The sequence below is a fragment of the Sorangium sp. So ce375 genome, assembly GCF_051473855.1.
In the GTDB taxonomy this organism is placed as follows: Bacteria; Myxococcota_A; Polyangia; order Polyangiales; family Polyangiaceae; genus Sorangium.
In genome coordinates this window covers 7,055,117-7,076,278 of the sequence record NZ_CP150335.1, presented here as the reverse complement: position 1 = coordinate 7,076,278, position 21,162 = coordinate 7,055,117, and the positions used below count along the sequence as shown (strand labels likewise).

At 68.3% G+C, this 21,162-nt stretch carries 25 protein-coding genes and 1 tRNA gene; 14 read left to right on the top strand and 12 right to left on the bottom strand.

All coding sequences use genetic code 11. The features are described from left to right. Positions 1–120: 120 nt before the first annotated feature. The 6 genes from WME90_RS26290 to WME90_RS26265 all read right to left on the bottom strand — a co-directional run bounded on the left by WME90_RS26290 (position 121) and on the right by WME90_RS26265 (position 5,065). The gene (locus WME90_RS26290) at positions 121–888 is read right to left on the bottom strand and encodes a hypothetical protein (RefSeq protein WP_437274746.1); all 768 of its coding nucleotides are present in this window, start codon (positions 886–888) and stop codon (positions 121–123) included. A gap of 20 nt (positions 889–908) precedes the next feature. Then, positions 909–1,490 (bottom strand): imm11 family protein, encoded by a 582-nt coding sequence (locus tag WME90_RS26285; RefSeq protein ID WP_437274745.1) that lies wholly within the window; start codon positions 1,488–1,490, stop codon positions 909–911. 9 nt (positions 1,491–1,499) lie between these two features. Next, positions 1,500–2,327 carry an AHH domain-containing protein gene (locus tag WME90_RS26280; RefSeq protein WP_437274744.1) on the bottom strand — a complete coding sequence of 276 codons (828 nt, stop codon included), beginning with the start codon at positions 2,325–2,327 and terminating at the stop codon, positions 1,500–1,502. Further along, positions 2,324–3,418 (bottom strand): hypothetical protein, encoded by a 1,095-nt coding sequence (locus tag WME90_RS26275; RefSeq protein ID WP_437274743.1) that lies wholly within the window; start codon positions 3,416–3,418, stop codon positions 2,324–2,326. Before WME90_RS26275 ends, WME90_RS26280 begins: the two co-directional genes overlap by 4 nt. A 65-nt stretch (positions 3,419–3,483) precedes the next feature. Next, on the bottom strand, positions 3,484–3,957 hold the full coding sequence (locus tag WME90_RS26270) for a DUF4150 domain-containing protein (protein WP_437274742.1): 474 nt from the start codon (positions 3,955–3,957) through the stop codon (positions 3,484–3,486). Between the two features lie 25 nt (positions 3,958–3,982). After that, a complete protein-coding gene (locus tag WME90_RS26265; RefSeq protein WP_437274741.1) occupies positions 3,983–5,065 on the bottom strand; it encodes a DUF2169 family type VI secretion system accessory protein in 1,083 nt (360 codons plus the stop codon). Between the two features lie 235 nt (positions 5,066–5,300). Here WME90_RS26265 and WME90_RS26260 point away from each other — a divergent pair, with 235 nt between their 5' ends. The 10 genes from WME90_RS26260 to WME90_RS26215 all read left to right on the top strand — a co-directional run bounded on the left by WME90_RS26260 (position 5,301) and on the right by WME90_RS26215 (position 14,245). Beyond that, a complete protein-coding gene (locus tag WME90_RS26260) occupies positions 5,301–6,335 on the top strand; it encodes a synaptic vesicle VAT-1 family membrane protein (protein WP_437274740.1) in 1,035 nt (344 codons plus the stop codon). A 611-nt stretch (positions 6,336–6,946) separates the two neighbouring features. Continuing rightward, positions 6,947–7,930, top strand: coding sequence for an extracellular catalytic domain type 1 short-chain-length polyhydroxyalkanoate depolymerase (locus WME90_RS26255; protein WP_437274739.1), 984 nt, complete (start codon positions 6,947–6,949; stop codon positions 7,928–7,930). A 165-nt stretch (positions 7,931–8,095) separates the two neighbouring features. Continuing rightward, positions 8,096–8,374, top strand: a complete 279-nt coding sequence (locus tag WME90_RS26250; protein ID WP_437274738.1) for a hypothetical protein — start codon at positions 8,096–8,098, stop codon at positions 8,372–8,374. Between the two features lie 293 nt (positions 8,375–8,667). Beyond that, positions 8,668–9,000, top strand: a complete 333-nt coding sequence (locus WME90_RS26245) for a transcriptional regulator (RefSeq protein ID WP_437274737.1) — start codon at positions 8,668–8,670, stop codon at positions 8,998–9,000. Next, a complete protein-coding gene (locus WME90_RS26240; protein WP_437274736.1) occupies positions 8,997–9,557 on the top strand; it encodes an RNA polymerase sigma factor in 561 nt (186 codons plus the stop codon). Before WME90_RS26245 ends, WME90_RS26240 begins: the two co-directional genes overlap by 4 nt. A gap of 328 nt (positions 9,558–9,885) precedes the next feature. Next, the gene (locus WME90_RS26235; RefSeq protein ID WP_437274735.1) at positions 9,886–10,551 is read left to right on the top strand and encodes a DUF4145 domain-containing protein; all 666 of its coding nucleotides are present in this window, start codon (positions 9,886–9,888) and stop codon (positions 10,549–10,551) included. 163 nt (positions 10,552–10,714) lie between these two features. Then, positions 10,715–11,296 (top strand): hypothetical protein, encoded by a 582-nt coding sequence (locus WME90_RS26230; protein ID WP_437274734.1) that lies wholly within the window; start codon positions 10,715–10,717, stop codon positions 11,294–11,296. Positions 11,297–11,675: 379 nt separating this feature from the next. Then, complete coding sequence (locus WME90_RS26225; protein WP_437274733.1) at positions 11,676–12,788, top strand: IS1 family transposase; 1,113 nt, start codon at positions 11,676–11,678, stop codon at positions 12,786–12,788. Positions 12,789–12,827: 39 nt separating this feature from the next. Further along, complete coding sequence (locus WME90_RS26220; protein ID WP_437274732.1) at positions 12,828–13,001, top strand: hypothetical protein; 174 nt, start codon at positions 12,828–12,830, stop codon at positions 12,999–13,001. Positions 13,002–13,291: 290 nt separating this feature from the next. Next, positions 13,292–14,245 (top strand): hypothetical protein, encoded by a 954-nt coding sequence (locus tag WME90_RS26215; protein WP_437274731.1) that lies wholly within the window; start codon positions 13,292–13,294, stop codon positions 14,243–14,245. Between the two features lie 120 nt (positions 14,246–14,365). Here WME90_RS26215 and WME90_RS26210 read toward each other — a convergent pair whose 3' ends face one another. The 5 genes from WME90_RS26210 to WME90_RS26190 all read right to left on the bottom strand — a co-directional run bounded on the left by WME90_RS26210 (position 14,366) and on the right by WME90_RS26190 (position 16,909). Next, on the bottom strand, positions 14,366–14,716 hold the full coding sequence (locus tag WME90_RS26210) for a DUF5615 family PIN-like protein (protein WP_437274730.1): 351 nt from the start codon (positions 14,714–14,716) through the stop codon (positions 14,366–14,368). Continuing rightward, a complete protein-coding gene (locus WME90_RS26205) occupies positions 14,717–14,965 on the bottom strand; it encodes a DUF433 domain-containing protein (protein ID WP_437274729.1) in 249 nt (82 codons plus the stop codon). 75 nt (positions 14,966–15,040) lie between these two features. Continuing rightward, positions 15,041–15,535, bottom strand: a complete 495-nt coding sequence (locus tag WME90_RS26200) for a hypothetical protein (RefSeq protein WP_437274728.1) — start codon at positions 15,533–15,535, stop codon at positions 15,041–15,043. 334 nt (positions 15,536–15,869) lie between these two features. Continuing rightward, positions 15,870–16,604 (bottom strand): sigma-70 family RNA polymerase sigma factor, encoded by a 735-nt coding sequence (locus WME90_RS26195; protein ID WP_437274727.1) that lies wholly within the window; start codon positions 16,602–16,604, stop codon positions 15,870–15,872. Next, positions 16,601–16,909 (bottom strand): hypothetical protein, encoded by a 309-nt coding sequence (locus WME90_RS26190; RefSeq protein ID WP_437274726.1) that lies wholly within the window; start codon positions 16,907–16,909, stop codon positions 16,601–16,603. The genes WME90_RS26195 and WME90_RS26190 overlap by 4 nt, the downstream gene beginning before the upstream one ends. A gap of 209 nt (positions 16,910–17,118) precedes the next feature. Between WME90_RS26190 and WME90_RS26185 the strand changes: the two genes are divergently transcribed. The 4 genes from WME90_RS26185 to WME90_RS26170 all read left to right on the top strand — a co-directional run bounded on the left by WME90_RS26185 (position 17,119) and on the right by WME90_RS26170 (position 20,998). Further along, complete coding sequence (locus WME90_RS26185; RefSeq protein WP_437274725.1) at positions 17,119–18,699, top strand: serine/threonine-protein kinase; 1,581 nt, start codon at positions 17,119–17,121, stop codon at positions 18,697–18,699. A 285-nt stretch (positions 18,700–18,984) separates the two neighbouring features. Further along, complete coding sequence (locus tag WME90_RS26180; RefSeq protein ID WP_437274724.1) at positions 18,985–19,254, top strand: hypothetical protein; 270 nt, start codon at positions 18,985–18,987, stop codon at positions 19,252–19,254. Beyond that, positions 19,251–20,375, top strand: a complete 1,125-nt coding sequence (locus WME90_RS26175) for an AAA family ATPase (RefSeq protein WP_437274723.1) — start codon at positions 19,251–19,253, stop codon at positions 20,373–20,375. The genes WME90_RS26180 and WME90_RS26175 overlap by 4 nt, the downstream gene beginning before the upstream one ends. Beyond that, the gene (locus tag WME90_RS26170; RefSeq protein ID WP_437274722.1) at positions 20,372–20,998 is read left to right on the top strand and encodes a hypothetical protein; all 627 of its coding nucleotides are present in this window, start codon (positions 20,372–20,374) and stop codon (positions 20,996–20,998) included. Before WME90_RS26175 ends, WME90_RS26170 begins: the two co-directional genes overlap by 4 nt. 88 nt (positions 20,999–21,086) lie before the next feature. Here the strand turns inward: WME90_RS26170 and WME90_RS26165 are convergent. Continuing rightward, positions 21,087–21,158, bottom strand: a tRNA-Thr gene (locus WME90_RS26165). Positions 21,159–21,162 lie beyond the last annotated feature (4 nt).

The following is a 21,162-nucleotide window of genomic DNA, read 5'->3' as shown; positions in this document are numbered from 1 at the left end:
GTGGCGCTGGCTCGCTCCAGAGATGGATCGGGCAGAGCGCTGAATGCTGATCTTACGCCGTGGCGTCTGCAGCAGCGGCGCGCGGAGCGCTCAATAGGGCGTACGCGCTCATCGCGTTGGCTAGCCCAGCGCTCGCCACACGTCCGGGTCGAAGGGAAGCGGAGCGGCGCGACGCGCCACCTCGGGCACGTGCTGGTATGTCCCGCTCAGGCGAAACCCTTTCTCATCAGCGAGCCGGAGCAGCGCCAACCCCTCGCTCGAGAAGTACCGTAACCATGACCATACCTCCTCCGGCAGCGCGCCGCGCGCGATCGCCCCCTCGACGTTGTCGGCGCGGCGGTCGAGCAGAGCACGGAGGCTTGAGTCGAGCAGCCCCTCGTCGCCCTTGACGAACGCGAGACAGATATCCAATCGAGTTCGATCGGCGCCTTGCAGGGCCGCCTCGCAGCGAGCCAGGGTAGCTTCGGACTCGGCCGGGCTCGCGCCCAGGAAGAAGTGCTGCATCAAGAACTCGATGTAAAGAAAGTCCTCCTGGTACTCGCGATCGGCGTTCCAAGCCATACGACTGTGCGCTGCGATTCGGCTGGCGCAACCCCATGCGCCCGCCCCGATGGCGTCAAGCAGCGGCTTGGCCTGGCTGGTGATCTTCTCGTCCTCCGGAGCTCTGGGCAGATAGTAAAGGAACGCTCCGCCGCTTCGCATCAGATCCTGCTGGAAGCGTCGCACCTGCCCGAGCAGCAACAGCGTGCAGACGGCGCGTTGCCGGAACGCCGCGCAGAGCTGCTGCGCTCCGGTCCAGCTCAAGCTTCCCTGGATGAGAGCCGAGACGCCTCTCTCGATGTACGAGGTGGCGTTGTCGATGTAGGCCTCAAGATACGCCGAGCTCACCGTCAACCTCGCCCTGCCGTCTATACCAGCTCGATCTCATTGAAGACGAAATTCGTGAAGCGCTGCGCGGCGATCTCGTCCACCAGCGCGCCGCTGAACACGTATCTGCTGGGGATCTCGCGCACCCGGAACAGCCCCGGGGCGCCCGCCAGCTTGCCTCGCTCCAGGACCATCTTCGGAACGTCGATAACGTTACCGCTTCTGGCTCGCTTGATCACGGACCGCGTCGTGTCCAGGCAGTCCGTCGACCCGAGCGGGTTCAGGAAGACGTAGTCCTCGCTTCGGGGGCGCGCGCGGTGATCATGGAGCACGAAGGGGATGACCTCGAGCTCGCCTGCGCGATGACGCTGCACGATCTCCGCGACATTTCTGTGGACCGCGAGGTACCTGCCGGTGTTGCCCAGGAACGAGGACAGCTTCAGCCCTGGGTAATCCTTGCCAAAGCTCCAGGTGAGGACCGTCGCCTCCGTCATTTTGCCGCGCAGCGGCTCGCCCCGGGCGAGCCGGTACGTGGAGGGGCCGACCCCCTGGGGCTCCTCGCTCATGAAGCAGTACTCCCCGCGTCCGTGGTCCGCCAGCGTATTTAGCAGGAAGAATCTCATCGCCAGTACCTACATGGAGAGGTTGAAGACCGACTCGGGAAGTGCGTTGATCTTGCCGGGCTCTGTCTTCGTGCTCCGACGACCCTTGGCGTACTCGATGATGTTCCCGTACAGCTCACCGGAGATATCCTCGAGGTTTTCCTTCAGATCGGCGGGCTGGGGCTCATCGTGAGGCTCCCCATCCCTCACCTGCTCGGCGATGTCCTGGTAGGGTCTCATCGCATTCATCACGTGGTCGCGCACCTTACCGCTATACTCCGGGTGATCCCCGCAGTGGGTCGGGAGCCCGGTCTTCCTCGCGTCCCTGTCGCGCGAGGGGAGTATCAGCATATTGTCCATGTGATTGATGTTGTACTTCTCCTGCAGAAGCCCCTTGGCGATCAGATCGACGAGCTGCGGGGCCGGCTCCGCGACGGCGAGGATGGAATTCCTGAGCACTGCAGTGGGTAAAACATGGTGCACCTGGTTCGCGTACGGAGCGTATCCGGTGGTGAAGTTCTTTGCGACCACGACCTGCTTCGGGATCTCCTTGCCCGTCTTGGTCCTGGAGTTGTACGGCTTATGCCGGGAGACGATGATGCCGGCCTTTCCCTGCTCGATCGCGCTCACCGCTGCCCCGCCCCACCCCGTGCCGCCGAGGTGGCATTCGGGGTCATGGGAATTGTAGAGCTCCCGCGCCGGTGATTCCTCCGCTTTCGCCAGGCCCTGCCACCGGTAGGAGCAGCTGTTTCCCTCCTCGTAATAGCCGATATGCCCGCGCAGGCAGGCGCCCCCTTTGTACTCGGATGCGGTGTTATGCAGCGCTTCGAACGCCTCGTAGAACTTGTGCTTGGTCATCGGTCAGAACCCTGGATCACGAGCGCCCCGACTTCACCCGACTCGGAGCTGGACACCACGAGCGCGCTGCGCGCAGCGGCGTAGCCGCGCTGCAAGGCGTGGGCGGCGCACGCAACCGCCACGGCGCCGCTCGCCGCGCCTGTGTCTCCCGTCGAGGATGCTGGCAGGACGAGCCGGGTGGCGCCGAGGAGCCGTGGCGAGAGCTGCGCCGCTGTCGCGCCGAAATGGCTTGCTCGCCACGGCTCGCCGTTGAGGTCGGCAATGAGGTCTCCGGCGAACGGCGCCTGCACGCACGCCTCATTTAACGCCGTCTCCACGGCCGTGGCGAGGGCGCGCGGCCGGCCGCTCGCCCCGAGGCGCAGCGGCGTCTGCTCGTCTCCCACGACCGCGGCCACGATCGTAGCACACAAGGACGCCCCGCGGCGCTCGGCGGCATCACGCCGCTCTAGGAGGAGCGCGCCCGCAGCTTCGCCAGGAGGGAGACCGATGGGGTTTTCCTGGCCTTTCAGGCGACCTGCGGCGGCGAGCCACTCCAAAGACGCCATGTCGAGCCACGAGTCTGCCGCGATCACCAGAACCCGCTCCAGCGGGGGCCGAAGCAGTCTTGAGGTGTCGGCGATGGCGCGGAGCACGCCGCGATGCCCCTCGGAGATGACTGTTGCATGAGCAGCAGAGACGCGCCCACCCACGGCCTCGAGCAGCGGCGTCACGTAGCTCTCGAAGATGCGGTCGGATTGGCAGTGCGCCTGGTAAGCGAAGCGTTCCTCGTCCAGTGCCGGGGTCACCACGGCGAGCCTGGTGTGCTCCCAGAATGAGGCGTCATCGCGCGACGGAAGTCTGCCGGCGCGAGAGAGACCCTCGAGGGCACAGGTGGCGAGCTGGAGCCAGCGCCCGACACCGCTGAAGCCGTCGGTGAGCCCTTCAACGGCGTGTCCGAGGAGGGGGAGCGGCTCGTGGGAGTCCGGGTCGAGCAGGGAGAAGTGGGGGAGCGGACTCGGTCGTGACAGGCCGGCGCGAATCGCCGCCGTCGCGGTCATTAGATCGCGTCCGACGGAGCAAGCGAGGCCAGCGGCAGTGAGGGTCAGCTGCATGAACCGGTCTTCCAATCGAGTGGACCCCTAAGCCCTTCAGGGCCGTGCAGGCGACGGCGCGTTCGTTAACCTATCTTCTTCTCACACGCACCGCAGAGCCTGTCCGGAGGCGCCTCGCCGGAGGGGATCACCACCACCGGCCCCTGCATCACCGGGAACGGCGGCGTGTTCTTGTCGTTGTGCAGCATCAGATCGAACGCCCGCGCCACGTTCTTCCCCTCGAACTTCACGTCGAACGAGAAGTTCACGAACTCCGCTTTCCCCTTGGTCTTGCTCGACGCGATCCCGCCGAGCGAGCCGGCCTCGTCCCCGGTGCTCGTGCTGAAGTTCGAGTCCTTGACGCAGACCGACTCCCCGTCGCACTTCACCTTCTTCGTGCCCTTGGCCGTGTCGCCGCTCTTGGCGATGTTCGGGTAGGGGATCGGCAGGGGCGGCGCTGGCGGCGCCGGGGTCTTGCAGACGTCCGGGAATGCGATGGTGATCCCGCTGCTCTTCGCGTGGACCACCGACATCATGTTCACGCCTACCGTCACGCCCATCGCCGTCTCCTCGAGATGCCAGCGTTCACTGAGGTCGAGCTCCCTCTCGGGACCATCCCGAGGGGACCTGTCTCCGGACAGCGCCCAGATCTTCCTCGATCGCGATCGTGCGCACGTCGTGCGGCCCATCCCGCAGCGCGACGTGCCCTCGGTACAGCAGCAGCACCCGATCAGCGTCGGTGTCCACGACCACCGTATCGAGCCGGAGCTCCACCGACGCGTCGTCCTGCTGCACGAGTCCTACTCGGCACCTCGGCGCGCTGAGCCCTGGCAGCCGGAACGAGAGCCTCCCGAACGGCGATGTGTTCTCCACGAGCACCGGCTCGTCGCCCCTCAGGTACCCCGGCGCCACGAGCCCCTTCGAGGCTGCGTTGAAGAAGCGCCGATCGAAGTCCTTCGGGAGGAGCGGCATCCGCTCCTTCGACCACGCCTCGTCGTAGGTCCCGGCCAGCGCGGCTCGGGGCTGCCAGTTCGACGAGACGAACCCGAGGCCGGCCGGCGCAACCACCTGACCGTAGCGCTGCAGAAGGTCGTTCGGGTCCTCGATGTTCGGTAAACGGAGACCCTCCTCGACGGCCCCGTTCGGCGCGCGAAAGCCGATGCCCACGGGGTTCCTGGGCTCGAGCGCGTGCTTCGCCGGATCAGGGTGGCTCCGATCCCAGCCGCCGAAGGCGTGCTCGTAGTTGAGCGGGACGCGATCGAACGGCCGTGGTCGCGAGGGGACGAGCCCTCCCGGGCTCTGCACCCACGCCCGATCGCCGAACACGCGCACGGCCTTCCCGACCGGACCGACGCGGAATACCACCTGGAGCTCCGGTACGGCATGGCGCGGCGCCTGCGCGTGGCCGATCAGGACCACGTCCGTGGCGGGCTTGAAGAAGGCGAACGCCGGCTCGATCTTGTAGCTCGACGTGGCGGCGTCGGCCCCCCACAGCTCACCTGCGAGGCTCGGCGGAAGCTGCTGCTCGGCGCGCTCGAGGCCGCGCGCGGGGTGCAGGTCGAAGGTCGCCTGTACCAGCACGACGAGGAGCGGGCGGCTCTCCTCGTCGGCGAGGAGGACCGGCTCGAGGGCAAACGGCGTCGTATTGTCGATCGCTGGATGCCCCATGCGTTGAAGGATCTCCGATCGGCCAGAACGGCGCAATAGCTTCAGGGTGGCTTTCCTTTTCCGCCAGCCGACTCAGCGCACCACCCCGAGCGCGCCGCTGCAGCTGCCGGTGAACCCGCGAGCGCTGGAGAGGCCCGCTTTGCAGCGCTTCCCCGTCCCGATCGGTGTACAACCGCCATCGCCGTCTCCGAAGTGCCCGATCCGTGGTGAGGCCACGTCAGCCAAGCAGGTGCCCATGCGCAAGATCGTCGTCCACGAGCCCGGCAGCCACGACAAGCTCCGCGTCGAGGAGCACCCCGATCCGGTCCCCGCGCGCGGCGAGGTGCTCGTCGACGTGCGCGCGGCGGGCGTCAACTACGCCGACTGCGTCGTCCGCATGGGCCTCTACGAGTCGGCGAAGAAGTACGTCGGCTGGCCGATCACGCCCGGCTTCGAGTTCGCCGGCACCGTCGCCGCGCTCGGCGAGGGCGTCTCCGATGATCTCGCGCCGGGAGCGGCCGTCTTCGGCGTGACGCGGTTCGGCGGCTACGCCTCGCGCATCTCGGTCCCGCGCCACCAGGTCTTCCCGTTGCCCGCTCGGCTCACGCCGGAGGAGGCGGCCGGCTTCCCGGCGGTATTCATGACGGCCTACTACGCCCTCTTCGAGCTCGTGCGGCTGCGGCCGGGGATGGCCGTTCTTGTGCACTCGGCCGCCGGCGGCGTGGGCAGCGCGCTCGTGCAGCTCGGCAAGATCGCCGGCTGCCGGGTGGTCGGCGTGGTGGGCGCGGCGCACAAGGTCGAGACGGCGAGGCGCCTCGGCGCGGACGCGGTGATCGACAAGAGCAGCGAGCCGCTCTGGGGGGCGGCGGAGCGGCTCGCGCCCGAGGGCTACGACGTGGTCCTCGACGCGAACGGCGTCGAGACGCTGCGGCAGAGCTACCGGCACGTGGCCTCGGCCGGCAAGCTCGTCGTGTACGGCTTCCACACGATGCTCCCGCGGCAGGGGGGCCGCCCGAGCTATCCGAAGCTCGCTGTCGACTTCCTGCGGATGCCGCGCTTCAACCCGCTCGATCTCTGCAACGACAACAAGAGCGTGCTGGCCTTCAACCTCTCGTATCTCTTCCACAGGACGGAGATCCTGCGCGAGGCCATGGAGCGGCTCCTCGGCTGGGTGGAGGAGGGGCGCCTTGCGGCGCCGCCGGTAAGGACCTTCCCGCTGGAAAGAGCCGGCGAGGCGCACCGGGCGATCGAGTCGGGCAGCACCGTGGGCAAGCTGGTGCTCACGCTGTAGGGCGGCGGCTGCCGGAGGGGGCGAGGGGCTGCCGCTTCCGCGCGGGCGCCAGATCGAGCTCGCGCGGCACCTGGAGCGACCCCTTCTACGCGCAGGGCGGCCGCGTGCGGTCGTCGTTGCGCCCTCCAGGGCGGCGTTCGGCAGGCGCGCGGGGCGGAGGATGAGCGTGTCGGCGCCGGCACCGAAAGGCCATGAGCCATCTCGCCCAGAGCGGCTGTGGCGCGGGTTCGTCCAGGCAGGGGCTGCAGTCGAGCGTTTCTGGGGAAGACGGATGCGGACGTTCGTTCTCGGAAACCTCGATTTGAGAAATAAGGGTATAGCTGGACAACTATCATTGCCCTGGTAGCGTAGCGCCGTCGCGACGTGCTGCGGCGTATTCCTGGCCCGCAGCCCCGAGGGGGAGCGCGTTTGAGCGTCATGGAAGCGTTGATTTGTCCGGGGGCCCTGCTGCTCGGTAAATGCCGTGTGAAGGGCGTCCTCGGGAAGGGGGAACGGGGGTCGTCGTGGCGGCACGCCACGTCGATCTCGACGAGCTCCGCACGATCGAGCTCCTGCTGCTTTCCGGAGGTAGGTGAATGGATCGCATCGAGTGCAGGAAAGGATCTTCCTTGATGGTGGCCGCCGCCATCCTCGCTGGCTGCGGATCGCCGGAGCCCCTGGGGACGGCCGCGGAGCGCGCCGTGGCAGGCGAGCCGGGCAGCGCCCGCGAGCCGAGCCCGGCTGGAGACATCTGGATCCACGTGGCGAGCGGCGAGCGCGACCGCGCGGCCCTCCTGCACGTTCCGAGCTCTCTTCAGAACAAGAAGAAACGCGTCCCGCTTGTGCTCGACTTTCATCACTTCAATGGCACGCCCGAGCGCGAAGCGGCGCTCTCCGGCCTCAGCGCGCTGGCGGACGAACGAAGGCTCCTGGTCGCCTATCCCGCGGGTATCGGCGGGACCTGGAACGCGGGCCAGTGCTGCGGCGAGGCGTGGGAGAATCACGTCGACGACGTGGCCTTCACACGAGATCTGATCGACGCGATCTCCGCAGAGCACAGCGTCGACCCGAGCCGCATTTTCGTGACCGGCATGTCCAACGGCGCGCTCATGGCGCACCGCCTCGGCTGCGAGCTCGCGGACAGGATCGCGGCGATCGCCCCGATCGCCGGCGTCCTGCACATGCCGCCGGAGATCGCCCCGATTGCCGGCGTCCTGCACGTGCCGCCGGCGACCTGCGCGCCGGTACGCCCCATCTCCGTCCTGCATGTGCATGGGACCGCGGACATCGTCATTCCTTACGGCGGAGGCCAGGGGCAGGTCCCGGTTCCGGTGCCGGGGATCCTCGAGTTCATCTCCGTGGCCCAGAGCCTCGCTGTCTGGCGCGATCGCGACGGCTGCTCCGATGTCTCACACCGTACCTATGCGCATGGCGATACCACCTGCAGGGCCTGGTCGATCTGCGCTGACGAGGTCGAGGTCGAGCACTGCGCGGTCGAGGGGGGCGGGCACACGTGGCCCGGCGGAGGGGATCTACCGCCGGTGTTCGGGGAGAAGAGCGAGACGTTCCACGCGAGCGAACGGCTGCTCGATTTCTTCGAGGAGCACCCGATGTGACGGGCGAGCCTGCCGAGCGGGGGGCCTGTGCTCCGCGTCCCAGGCGCGGCGATCCGCGGAAGGAGGAGGCCAAGGCTCGGTCGCATGGCGCCCTGGGTCTCCTCCCGCCGGCCGGAGCGCCGCCACGCGGTAGCCGCATGGGCCTGTAAGCTGTAGGATCTGCTCGTGAACGCCGACGCCGAGCTCCGCGACCTTGCCGCCAGGTACGTCTGGTGGCAGCCGCCCGAGGTCGCCCTCGCCCGCCCGCATCACTTTCTCTGCCAGGTGATGACGCTCGGAACGGCGGAGGACGTGAGGGCCGTGCGGCGCGCAATGGGCGACCATGCCTTATTGGACGCGCAGGATCACGCTCCCCCGGGCGTGATGGACCCGAAGTCCTGGAACTACTGGCACCTCTTCTTCGGCCGCCGACCTCCGCCTCTGCCGGAACGCCCGCTGCCGTGATGCGCTCCCCTTGAGGGCTTCCTTCTGCGCAGCGACCCAGGGAGACTCCGGGGAGAGCTGAAGCTCTGGGCGGAGGCTGTCGAGAGCCGCCGGGGAGAGCTGAAGCTCTGGGCGGAGGCTGTCGAGAGCCGCCGGGGAGAGATGAAACGGTGGTGGCCTTCTTTAAAGAAGACTGGCCCTGTTTGACTCCGACCGTCGCGTGAGCGGCTAAGTTCGGCCGGAAGTAGTGCAGCCCGCGGCGACTGCAATCGCCCGGGCTGCGTGGCCGAACCCCGCTTCCACGGAGTCCGACAGTGCAGCTATACCTGATCCCACCGGACGGAGGGCAAGGCGGACGTGTACCCACACGGCGCCGCCACTTCGTCACCCGTTCCCTCACCGAACCCGAGCGCAATCGCCTCCGGGCGGCGCTGAAGAACCTGCGAGCCGCGTACGGCACGTGGGCATGCCTCGCCGAGGTGATGGGCATGCCGACCCGTTCGATCCGCGCGATCGCCTCGGGCCAGTTCGCCGGGTCGCCCGGCACCGCCATGCGCGCCGCGCGTGCAGCTGGAACCACGATCGAGCGTCTTCTGGGCCGCCCCGTCGCCGCAGACCGCTGCCCAACCTGCGGGAGGAGCGGGTGAAGCGCCCGCGGAAGGGGGCCGGACGCCCGCCTGCCGCACGACATCCCCGGAAGAAGCCGACGATGGAGGCGATCCTCGCGGAGCGCGGCCTCGTCCTCGCGACGCTCGCCGGCATCCCGAAGCGCGACCGCCGCGACGTGGAGGCCGAGGTGTTGCTCAACGCCTGGAACGCCGTCCGCCGAGGGATGTACAGACCAGACCCGCGGGACAAGCCCCGGGATGCGCTCCGGAAGTGGCTCCACGGCATCGCGTGGCGCCTCGCCTCGCACTACATCCACAGCGCGTGGGCACGCCGTGCCGTGATTCATCCGAGCCCCCTCGGGTTGCTGCGCGAGCCCGTCGGCGTCGACATGCACGCCCAGATCGAAGCGCGCGAAGTGCTCGACGCCATGGCCAGCCTGCCGGGCTGGCAGCGGGACGCGCTCCTCTCCGTGGACGACCCGGAGAGCCTTGCCGCCTACGCCCGACGGCGCCGGATGAACCCGCACACGGCGGCGAGTCGGCTCCGCATCGCCCGCGAAGCGCTCGCCTTGCGGCTCAAGCGCTGGCGCCGGTAAACCGCCTCTCCCCGCCATCATATCGCGCACCTCTCCCTCACCACGCAACATCCTGAACACACGACACTGAACTGGTGTCTGGCTACAGTTGCGACAGCCGGAATGCGAGGCTCGCGTTTCGTCACCTCCCGGCATCGCCGTCATGAGTCGCGCGCCTGTCAATGCGGGAGCACACGTACAGCCCGCATGAAGACAACACCGCAAGCACGCCAGCCTGCACAGGATTTCTATAGCGGATCTCTTTGACATACGAGGCGCATGCGCCGACACACTGCAATACAATGTTACGCACTCTGGCAAACTCAATGTCCATTAGATACATCAAGCGGTGGCAGCCATGAAATTAGAGAGAATTGAGAAAAATTTTACCTTGCTCCTCAGCGAGGGTAACGCCGTGCTGGGCACGAAGCACGGCGACAGGCATGAGCCCGAAGTGGATGCGCAAGCCAACAGAAAATGGATCACCAGCGCGCTCGCCATGCTTCGCTCAGTATTTGGCGAGAAAAGCCCGCACTTTGCCGCCGCAAAGGAGCTTGAGTCCAAGCGTGCAGCATGGGACCACAGCCTGGCAAATGAAATGTATGGAGTGCTTAGCTCCGCTTTTGATGCGTGGGACCGTGGATACGTCTTCGACATTAAACAGCTTGCCGAGGCAGAAGTAGAGGCCAGTCTCATGGATCAGGCGGAGGAGCTCTTGTCGAAGAACTACTATCAGCCTGCGGCGGTCCTCGCTGGCTCCGTTCTTGAGCAACATCTGCGATCGATGTGTCCCAGTCATGACGTTGACCCGATTGGCGCCAACGGTAAGCCGCTGACGCTTGAGCCCCTCAATGGCGCGCTTCGTAAAGTCGACGCGTACGATGCGAACACGCAAAAACTCATAACGTCGCTTGGCGGCATCAGGAACAGCGCCGCTCACACTGGAACTGCAACGCCAGACGAAGCCCGCAGAATCGTGCAGGAGGTCCCCGGGCTTTGTAGCCGCCTCCGCTAGGACATTGCCCGTCCTTTCGACCCCGCTTCTGCTCGCTTCCGAGCGGTTTCCCCGTCTCCGCCTCGCCTGCCACGACCTGAACGCCTGACGCTGTACGTGCGTCGAGTTACACAACGAGCAGCGAACGTGTAGGTCACGTAGTCCGGAACAGGAGGGACTGCCCATGGCGAGCAAAGAACTAATCGACGCGATCAAGGCCCAGGGCGAAGCTGTCGCCAACATTCACGAGGAGCGCGCGGCGAAAAAGGCCGCGAACGACGCCGCAGTTGCTGCCGCCGCACAGAAGGCAGAGGAAGCAGAGAAGGCCCGAGCGGATCGCTTGAAGGCGATTATCGCATTGGTTCTGCCGGTCATTTCGGACATTGCCCATCATTTTCAGGCAGCCAACCTCGCCCCCAAAAAGGAACCGATCGACACGACTACGAAAGACGGTCATACGACCGTCACGGCGTTCTACCGACTTACATACGCCCATGCTGACAAGCGCGTCAGTGCCCCGCTGCGTGTCGGCGTCACGTTTGGGTGGTTCGATGTCGGCTCAGAGGTTGACGCCGAGCGGCGTGTTTTGTGGATTGGCGGGACACTGCTCGTGAAGTCCGATGAGCAGGACGAGTGGAAAGAACTGGCGCAACGCAACAGGTTGCCAAAGGACATTTCCGAGCGCATTGGCTTCTCCAAGGTGTCTGCCGATACGATCGAGGAAGCCGTTAAGCGCACGGTTGCCCACTATAGATCATCAGAGTGACCTCTCTCGCGCCGAATCTTGGCGACGTGTTCGCCCTGTTCTGCAATGGCGGCCCGCAGCCGATCCCAGCTTGACGGCTCCAATTTGAGCCCGGCAAGCGCAGGGGACTGCGGGACCACGACGCGACCGACGAGGACCTCGAACTCGGTCACGACGCGCCTCCAGTCGCTATGACATACCCCGTCCTGTCGGCATCTGCCGAGCGCCCTTCTGAGCGGTTTTCCTCGGCAAAACCGCTATAATCAGAGGACCTTAGACGAAAGCGCCCCGCCTCCGGTTGCGACCCGAAGGCAGGGCGGCAGAAGCCGAGCGGTGCGACCCGTCCGACGTCCTGGCAGACCGGATCGTGGGCCCTCCGCCGGGGAAAGGCAAGGGTCCCGTGGCGAACGTGCTCCCGGCCGAGAAGCGCCTGCGTGTGCTCGCGGCCTTGGTGGACGGCAACAGCGAGCGCGCGGTCAACCGGATGACCGACGTCAGTCGAGGGGCGATCGGCCGCTTCGGCCTCGCGCTCGGCGCAGGAGCGCAGCGGCTCCACGACCGGCTTGTGCGTGGGCTCCGATGCGAACTGGTCCAGGCCGACGAGGTGTTCTCCTACGTCGGGAAGAAGCAGGCCCGGGTGACGGGCGCCGATGCGCCTGGCATCGGCGAGACGTACTCCTTCACGGCCTTGGACACGGCCTCGCGCCTCGTCATCGCCTGGCGCGTAGGCAAGCGCGACATGGACACGTGCAGCGCCTTCATCGCCGACCTTCGGGCTCGACTCCTGGTGATGCCGCAGATCACCACGGACGGATTTGCACCGTACATCGCCGCTGTAGCGGCGCACTTCGGGCTCAGCGTCGACTACATGCAGACTGTCAAAAACTACCGCACCGGCTCCTACCGCGGACCGGACCACCGGTACGAGCCCCCGCGGGACCCGTTCATCACGAAGCACACCGTGTTCGGCACGCCGGACCCCAAGAAGGCTTCCACGGCGTACGTGGAGCGCTTGAACGGCACCACGCGCCATCTGCTCGGCCGCATGCGTCGGCTCTCGTACGCCTTCAGCAAGAGCCCCGAGCACCACAGGGCGGCCGTGGCCCTGCACTACACCTACTTCAACCTGTGCTGGACGGTGCGCACGCTGCGTGTGACCCCCGCGATGGAGGCCGGACTGACAGGGCACATCTGGAGCCTGGAGGAGCTCCTGGACGCCATCCTGTCCGAGCCGCCCGGCGAGAAGCCGCAGCGGCAGCCCTTGGAGCACCGGCAGCCCGATGCACCCGCCAGGGTGTTGCCCGGCGGTCGTGGCTTCCTGCGGCTCGTCACCGCGCCAACGCCCGCACTCCGCCGTCCGACCGTCCAGCCGGACCCGCCGCCCGTCGCGCCGGTTACGCCCGCTCAAGACGCACCTCCGGCCGACTCGCCGCAGTTGGATCTCCTGTCCTGGCGACCGAAGCCGAGGGGCCCCGAGCAGTTGTCGCTCTTCCCCGAGCCGCCGCCCGAATGAGGGCCACTTTTGCGGCGGGCGCAAAGAGAACCACCACCGATGAAACTCTGGGCGGAGGCTGTCGAGAGGCTCCCGGGAGAGCGGAACCTCTGGGCGGAGGCTGTCGAGAGCCGCCGGGGAGAGATGAAACTCTGGGCGGAGGCTGTCGAGAGGCTCCCGGGAGAGCGGAACCTCTGGGCGGAGGCTGTCGAGAGCTGTCGAGAGCCCTGCTAGCCTCTTTTTCTTGTACTAACGGACCTCCGCGCAAGCAGGGCCCGTGCCCGCCGGGGCCGCAAAGAAATCGACCGACCCAGGTCGATTTTCGTGACCCGATAGGGGTCGCGCTCCCGATTGATCTCCTCGACGGGACGGAAGGACGCCGGGCGATGGATCCCCTTCGCGCGACGCGCTCGGTCCCGGTGGCCCTTGTCCATCGTTCGCTCGCGCGCCTGCGCGGCGCCGCGACGGCTCGGGTCGAACGCAACCAACACCCTCCCTTTCGAGGAGATTTCAGGAGGAGAGATATGCCTGCTGTGACGAAGTCGAAGAAGCGCTCCGTGTCCGCCGCCGCCTCCGGAGAGCCATCGTACGCTCCGCCCATCTACGATCCCGCGGCCGGCAAGAAGGCGCTCGAGGCGCTCGCCCCGGAGCTCGACCGGCTCGCCGAGGCCGAGCTCATCACCGTGAGGGCGGATGTCGAGGCGGGCACGTATGCGGCCCTCGGCGTCGTCGGGTTCGTGTCCTCGCCCGACGTGCGCGCGCGCTTCGCGCGGCTGCCCCGGGAGGAGTTCGACGTCACGAACGTCGACGAGCTGGAGCTCACGTGTTTCGCCGTGCTGTACGCGCTCGCGGAGGCCCGGGCCGCCGGCGCGCTCGAGACGGAGGCGCGGCTGCCGATCGCCCTTGTCACCGAGGCGCTGGAGGTCGAGGCGCGCATGCAGGCGCTGTGCGAGTACCAGCTCGCGGACGACCCTGCGATCAAGCCGGAGCTCGACCGGCTGCGGCCGGGCACCGGGCACCGCGACCTCGCGAACGATCTGCTCGGCTACGCGCGGATCTACGAGCTGCGCGCCGACGTCGTACGGGCGGACCCGAAGCACTACCGGGCCGACGACGCGGCGCGCGCGCGGGAGCTGGCCGGGGCGATGATCCAGAAGCTCTCGGCGGCGATGACGCCGAAGGGCCGGCAGGCCTTCGATCGGTACGTGCGGATCTGGACGCTGCTCTGCCTGCGCTACGACGAGGTGCGGGCCGCAGCGCTGTGGCTGTGGCGGAAGAGCTCGCGCATCCAGGAGCGGTTTCCGTCGCTGTTCGCGGTGGGCAGGCCCAACTCGGGCCGGTCGCCGAGGAAGGAGGCGCCGAAGGGAGGCGAGGGGAACGGGCGCGGTGATGGCGGAGGCGGCGGTGGGAGCGGCAGCGGGGAGGAGCCGGGGGCAACTCCTGTCGTCCCGGAGCTCGTGACGGAGAGCCCCGGCTGAGCTCGTGAAGGCGCTGCGCTGCGCGCTCCCGGTTCGTGCGCAGCGCGGCGGCGAAGCGAAGGACCTCTGGGCTTCCCACCCGCGACGCGTCGTTCTGCAGACGGAGCCGCCTGACCGAGGCTACGGGCGGACGATGCGGATCGACGCGTCGCCTACCACGACGAACGCATCGGCGAGGTCGGCGGCATGGTGTGCGAGAAGGCGCTGCAGGGCGGCGATCTTGCTGACGCTGCGCTCGTCCGCGAGCCGGAGCAAGACCACGCCCCGATGCGGTTGGCGGGAGCGGAACACGCGCTCCCCGAAGTCCCTATCGTTGGTGATCAGGATCCGGTCCTCGCGGACGGCCATTGCGAGCACGCTGGCATCGTCCAAGCCGCGGGCTCCTTCGTAGACCGAGAAGACGTCGTGCTCCTGGTCCCGCAGCCAGCTCGCCACGCGCGGCCCGGTACACTCGTCCACGAGGAACCGCACTCAGCTCGCTTCCCTCAAGCTCGGCAGGAACGACGTCTGCTCCAGGGAGCGGCTGGCGAAGAGCAGGCAGGCCTGGATATCTTCGCGGCTGAGGCCTTGGTACTCCTCGAGGATCTCGTCCACGGTCGCGCCACGGGCGAGCAGACCCAGGAGGAATGGCACGGTGAGCCGAGTACCGCGCACGACTGGCTTCCCATCCATGATCTCGGTCTGGGTGGTGATGCGCTCGAGCAGGCTCTGGTCTGTCATGTTCCCTCCGACGACTCCAGCGTAGCAGGAGAGGGCAGGATCGAGCCGCAGCGTTCACTCACCGGGGCGGACGATTCATCCCTCTGGCGGCTGGGCTTTTGCAGCTTCGAGCGCAGCCACATCGGCGAGGTCTTGCGGCCTCCCTGCCGCGCGCTTATTTCGCAGCAGATCGGCGAGGCCGAGGAACGGACAGAGGAGATCCGGCGCAAGGGCGATCTCGACGCGGTTCGGCCACGCTTCTTCGAAGCGGAGCCCGCTCGTGTGGGTGAGCACGTCGATGCGCTGGGGGGGAATGCCGATCTGCAGCCCCACGCCCGGTGTCTCGAGGTCGCGCTCGACGAGGCCCTGGAGAGGCGCGCCGAAGGCGCGCAGCGCCACCATGACACGCGGCGCGTTGTCCTTTGTCGCATCGACCCAGACGTCGAGGTCCTTTGTCGCCCGCGGGCGGCCGTGAAGCGCGACCGCGTACCCGCCCACGATGAGGAAGCGCGCCTCAGCTGCGGATAACTCGTACAACAGATCGCGAAAGTCCGGGCTCAGCGGGGGGAGCATCGGGGTGGGCAAGGGCATGCATCTCCTGGCTCAGCGCCCACGCGGCAAGGACGCGCTCGGCCGGCGACATCTGCGCCCAGAAACGAGCGTCCGCGTCGGCTTCGCCTTCCGGGTCGTTCCGGAAGATCCGTGTTTGCCAGTTTGCCCGCGCGAGCCGCCGTGCTTGGGCGTCCTGCATCCGCCGATCGTACCGCACGCACGTGCTGCGTGCGAAGGCGGATGGGCGCCGGCACGTGTGCGATTTCCGGGGAGGCCGAACGGGGGCCGATCGAGGAAGGAGGCCATGAAGGGAGGCGAGGGGGACGAGCGCGGCGGGTCTGCGTCGCGGGCTCGTCCTCGGGAGCTCCCCGGCTTACCCCGATGTCGCGCCGGAGAGCCCCACCCGATCCGGCGCGCCGGCAACGCCCTGCGCGCGCTCCCGGTCCGCGCGAAGCGCAGCGGCGAACCGCTCGTGGGCCTCTGCTCCGCGCCGCTTCGCGGTCCGCTCCGAGCAGCCGAGCGCCGCGCCGATCGCGTGCCAGCTCCGCTCCTCGACGTGGTGGAGCACGAGGATGCGCCGCGCCTCGTCCGGGAGACGCGACAGGGCGGCTTCGACCGCGCGGATGGCGCGCTCGTACGTGGCGCGGAGCCGCTCGCCCTCGTCGCCCTGCGCCGTCAGCGCGCGGCCGACGAGGCCGAGCACCGCGGCGGCCGCGACCTGATCGGCCATCCCATCGGCCTGCGCGGTCGTCTCGGCGTCGCCGTCGGCGAGGACGTCGCTCGTGTCTTGCACCGCCTCGGCGGCGTCGTACCCGTCCTCGCGGGCGGTGCGCCAGTGCTTCGACTCCTGCCGCAGCGCGTCCGACAGCGCGCCGTCGACGCGCCTCCACGCGTAGACCTGGAAGGGGACGCCGCGGGCGGGATCGTAGCCGAGCGCGGCGTCGTGGAGCGCCTGGAGCGCGGCGGAGCGGAGATCGTCCGCCACGTAGTGCGCGCGCGTCCGCCGGAGGAAGTGGCCGCAGAGCTTGTCGGCGAGCGGCACGGCCTCCGCGACGAGCGCCTGCTGCTCAGGGCTCAGAGGCCTCCGCGGAAGGGCGCCGTGGCTCATCGGTCGCGGCCTTGCCCGCGCTTCTTGGCGGCGCTCGCCTTTGCCGCGAGCCGCTGCGCCGCCTCGGCCAGCGCCGCGGGCTCCCGCCGCTCGATCTCGCCGCTCGAGGCAGGGGGCGTGCGCGGGCGGAGCCGGTCGACGAGCGGGGCGGCGACGGGGTGCGTCGCGAGGAAGCGCTCGGTCAGCGCGCGCAGCGCCTCGAGATCGTCCTCGGGCAGGAGATCGGCGTACGGCGCGACGGCGTGCGCGACGCGGGCCTCGAGGGTCGGATCGCCGTCATCGGGATCGGGGCGTGGGCTCGACATCGGGCTCCGGGGCGCGCGGCCCGCTGGCGCTTCATGCGCTCGGCGCGCTTCGCGCGATGGACAGCCGAAGCTACCTTTCCCGGAGAGGGTCAACAAGGGCAGAGCAGCGATGACGGCCGGGGCGCGCGCTCTCTCGTCCGCCGTCCGCCGTCCGCATCGTCCGCAGGCTATCGTCTATCATCAGGTGCTGCGAGGTCGGGGGTCGCGAGGTGACGAGCGTCGATGAGCCGCTGAGCCCCGGAGCGCTGTTCCAGGGGCGCTTCCTGATCGACCGCCTCCTCGGACGCGGCGGGATGGGCGAGGTCTGGGCCGCCCTCGACACGGCGCTGGAGCGGCCGGTGGCGATCAAGATCATCCGCCGCTCCCTCGCGGGGGAGGCGCGTTACGCCGAGCGCTTTCTCCGGGAGACGAAGCTCGCGGCGCGGGTCGCGCACCCGAACATCGTGCGGCTGTACGACGCCGGCAGGGCCGCGGACGGGCGGCTCTTCATGGTGATGGAGCGCGCCTCGGGCGTCCCGCTGCGGGAGATCATCGCGGGCGGCGCGCGGCTCGATCCGGTGCGCGCGCTCCACTACGCGATCCAGATCGCGGACGCGCTCTCGACGGCGCACGAGGCCGATCTCGTGCACCGCGACGTGAAGCCCGAGAACATCCTGGTGAGCGACGGCGTGCGCGCGCGGCTCGTCGACTTCGGCGTGGCGAAGGACGCGCGCGGCCCGGGCCTCGGGCTGACCGGACAGGGGAGCGCGGTCGGCACGTCGCGCTACATGGCACCGGAGCAGATCGCCGGGAGCGCCGTGGACGCGCGCGCGGATCTGTATGCGCTCGGCGTGGTCGTCTACGAGATGCTCGCGGGGGCGCACCCGTATGCGGTGCTCGACGAGGCGTCGGGCATCGGCGAGACCGAGATCCTGGCGGCGCACGTACACATGGAAGCGACGCCCCTGCCGGAGGTGCTGCCGGGGTGTCCGGAGGCGCTGTGGAGCGCGGTGGCCAGGTGCCTCGCCAAGAGGCCCGAAGAGCGGTTTGCGCGGGCGGCGGAGCTCGCGGCGGCGCTGCGCGAGGTGGCGCGGATCGCGGTGACGGCGGAGAGGGCGCTCGGCGACACGAGCGCGCGGCAGCTCCTGAGCGAGGCGGCGGACGCGGCGAGGGAGCGGGCGATGCGGGTGCAGGAGCGGGCAGCCCGTGGGCAGCGGAGGGCGAGGCAGGGGGAGTCGGTGCAGGTGGCAGCGCCGCCATCGGGGCAGAGCTTGGCGCTCGGGGGCGCGCCGGCGGGCACGGATGGCCCGAGCCGGCTGGCGATGGTGCAGCGGTTCAAGCTGGAGCCGGCATGGGGGCTGCGAGGAGCGAGCGTGCGGACGGGTAGCGCGAGCGAGGATGCGGCTGCCGGGGCGCAGCTGCCGGGGCCGGTGCTGCCGGCAGCAAGGGGTGCAGTGGCAGGGCCGGCGCCCGGCGAGGGCGGGAGCGCGACCGAAGCCGGTGCGGGAACCCGCCTGGTGGTGAGCACGGAGCGGTGGGAGAGGGAGGCTGCTTCGGTAGCAGGAACGGGGACGCTGGTGAGCACGACGGAACGGTGGGAGGGGGCAGCGGCTATCACGGCGGTGGCGCCAGGGAGAGAGCAGCTGGCGAGGACGGAGCCCTGGGATGCGGCAAGGGCTGGCGCCGGAGCGTCAGTAGCGCGTGCGGGATCTCCGCGGACGAGGTGGGGGCTCGTCGTGCTTGGGGTGCTGGCGCTCGGCGTGGCCGCGGCGCTGCTTGCTGCCGTGATGCTGGCTCTTGCTCAGGCGTGACGCATCGCCGTCGCCGGCCTGCGACTTCACTCGCCTGCAGCGCGCTCCCGCGCGGCGCCTGGGCAGGTGTCGCAGCAGAAGTCAGGCATTTCCGACGTCCACGAGCAGCTCCTCCTCGGACATGCGACCGGTGTCGCCGCCGTAGTCCGTCCCGTGCCCCTGCATGCCCCGCGGGTGCAGCGACTAGCAAGTGTGGCGCAACCACGGCTTCGCTCGCTGGCGGGCTGTGCATCGAGAGTCCAGGCTCCACATCCGCGATTCCTGGCGTACTCTTCGTCCCCGCCCATGCCCAGCAAGCGCCAGGTTCTCGACCTCCTGTCCCGTGACGAGCGCGTGGAGCTCGCCGGCCGCCACGATCTGCGCGTCCAGGAGGGGCGCTTCAAGGCCCAGCTCGCCGACGCGCTCGACGGACGCGGGCTCTCCCTGACCGAGCTGCTCGCCGGTGTCTCCCGCGAGCGACTGAAGGAGCCCTGCCGTGGCTTCAATCTGCGGACGGCGAGCGCGCACGTCCTTCAGAGCGGGCGAGCGGCCGACGCCCAGGTGGAGCTGCGATGATTCACACCTTCTACGCTCGGAACTACGGCTGCCTGGTCGATACCGAGGCCTCGCTGACCCCGCTTCATGCGTTCATCGGCCCGAACGATAGCGGCAAGAGCACGCTGCTGCACGGTGTGCGGACGGTGGTGCAGTTCGCCGGATCCGGGTTTCAGCAGGATAATAAGGGTAGATGGGAGCCGTTTGATCCCTACCTTCCCACACTGCCTTCATCCCAGGAGCTACCTCAAACCCCGCACGACATCCTGCTCGAGTGCGGGGTCGACGGGGGCTGGTACGCTATCAAGACGGGGCTGCGAGGTCTGGAAGACCGTGCCGGCGAGCGGCGCAGCAGCGATACATCTCTATATCGTGACCGTTCGAGTGATCCTCGGCCCAGGAGATGGCTCGACATCGGCACCGGCACCGTAGCGCAGGAGGGCAAACATCCATCCGAACAGCAGATCCTGAGCCAGCTCCGTCAGGCGAGGCTTGTTCGCTTCGACCCTGATGCGCTGCGTGAGCCAAGCGGCCTGATCCCCGAAACGCAGCCGGTCGGATTCGTTGACGACCGGGGTTATGGTCTGGCCGGCATCTACTTCGCCATCCGCAACCGCAACGACGATGCTTTTCCCCGCATCGTCGACGACGTTCGCCGCCACTTCCCGACGATCAAAGGCCTTCGGGTCAAGGCCGTAACGAGCAGCAAGGTCGTCCTGGAGGTCGAGCTCGTGAATGGCGCACGGGTGGAAGCCGCTCGGCTCAGCGAGGGCCTCCTCTACTATCTCGCGTTCGCCGCGCTCCGCTACATGGACCCGGTCTCGCTCCTGCTCGTGGAAGAGCCCGAGAACGGCCTGCATCCGGCGCGCATCGCCGAGGTCATGCGCATCCTCCGTGCCATCGTCGAGGAAAGCGGCACACAGGTCCTCATGGCGACCCACAGCCCGCTCGTCGTGAACGAGCTCAAGCCCGACGAGGTGTCCGTCGTCACCCGCACCCCCGAGGAGGGCACCCGGGTCAAGCGCATCAAGGATACGCCCGATTTCGAAGAGCGCTCCAAGGTCTACGCGCTCGGTGAGCTGTGGATCGCCTATGCCAACGGCGAGGACGAGGCGCCGCTCCTCGAGGGCACCGAGCCTTGATCCGCGTCATTCTCGCCGGTGAGGGAAAGAACGAGCTCGGCGGTTTCGCAGTCGAGCCGAGCTTCCGCGACGACGAGCCCGAGCCCGGTGTGGTTGAGGCGCTGCTCCGGCAGGTCCGTCCCGAGGGCTGGAAGGTCGTGGACGCCATCCTCTGGAAGAACATCCCCAAACTGCGCGTGGGTATTGGTGGAAAGGGCGAGGAGCTCAACGTCCAGCGCGCGTTCCACCATGCCAAGAAGCGCGGGTGCGAGGTCTTTGCGTTCACGCGCGACCGCGACAAGGCGAAGTTCGCCCACCGCGAGGACGGCATCGAACGGGCGATCGAAGGGCTGGGCAGTACCGCTCACCAGCAGCCGGCTGTCGTTGGCGGTGTCGCCATCGAGAAGCTGGAGTCGTGGCTGGTGGCCGTCGCCGGCCACCATGGCTCGGAAGGCATGCGCAGGCCGCAAGAGAGGCTTGCCGAGCTCGGCATGGACGAGAAGGACACCGCCGCCATGGTGCGCCTCGTGGAGGAGAACGGCGTGACCAACATCCCGGCTGACGCTCACTCGCTGCGGCGATGGCTCGAGCGCGCGCGGCAGGCGTTCGACGAACCCACGTCGAAGCGCGTTGAGTCCGCATGAGATCGAGGAGGTAGCCCCCCTCCATCCAGCGGTGACAGCGCGTCACCTGCTCACCCACAGGCGAGCGAACACGCTGGCATTCCCTTTGAGCCACCTTCGGGACTTGAACCCGAGACCTACGGTTTACGAAACCGTTGCTCTACCACTGAGCTAAGGTGGCATGC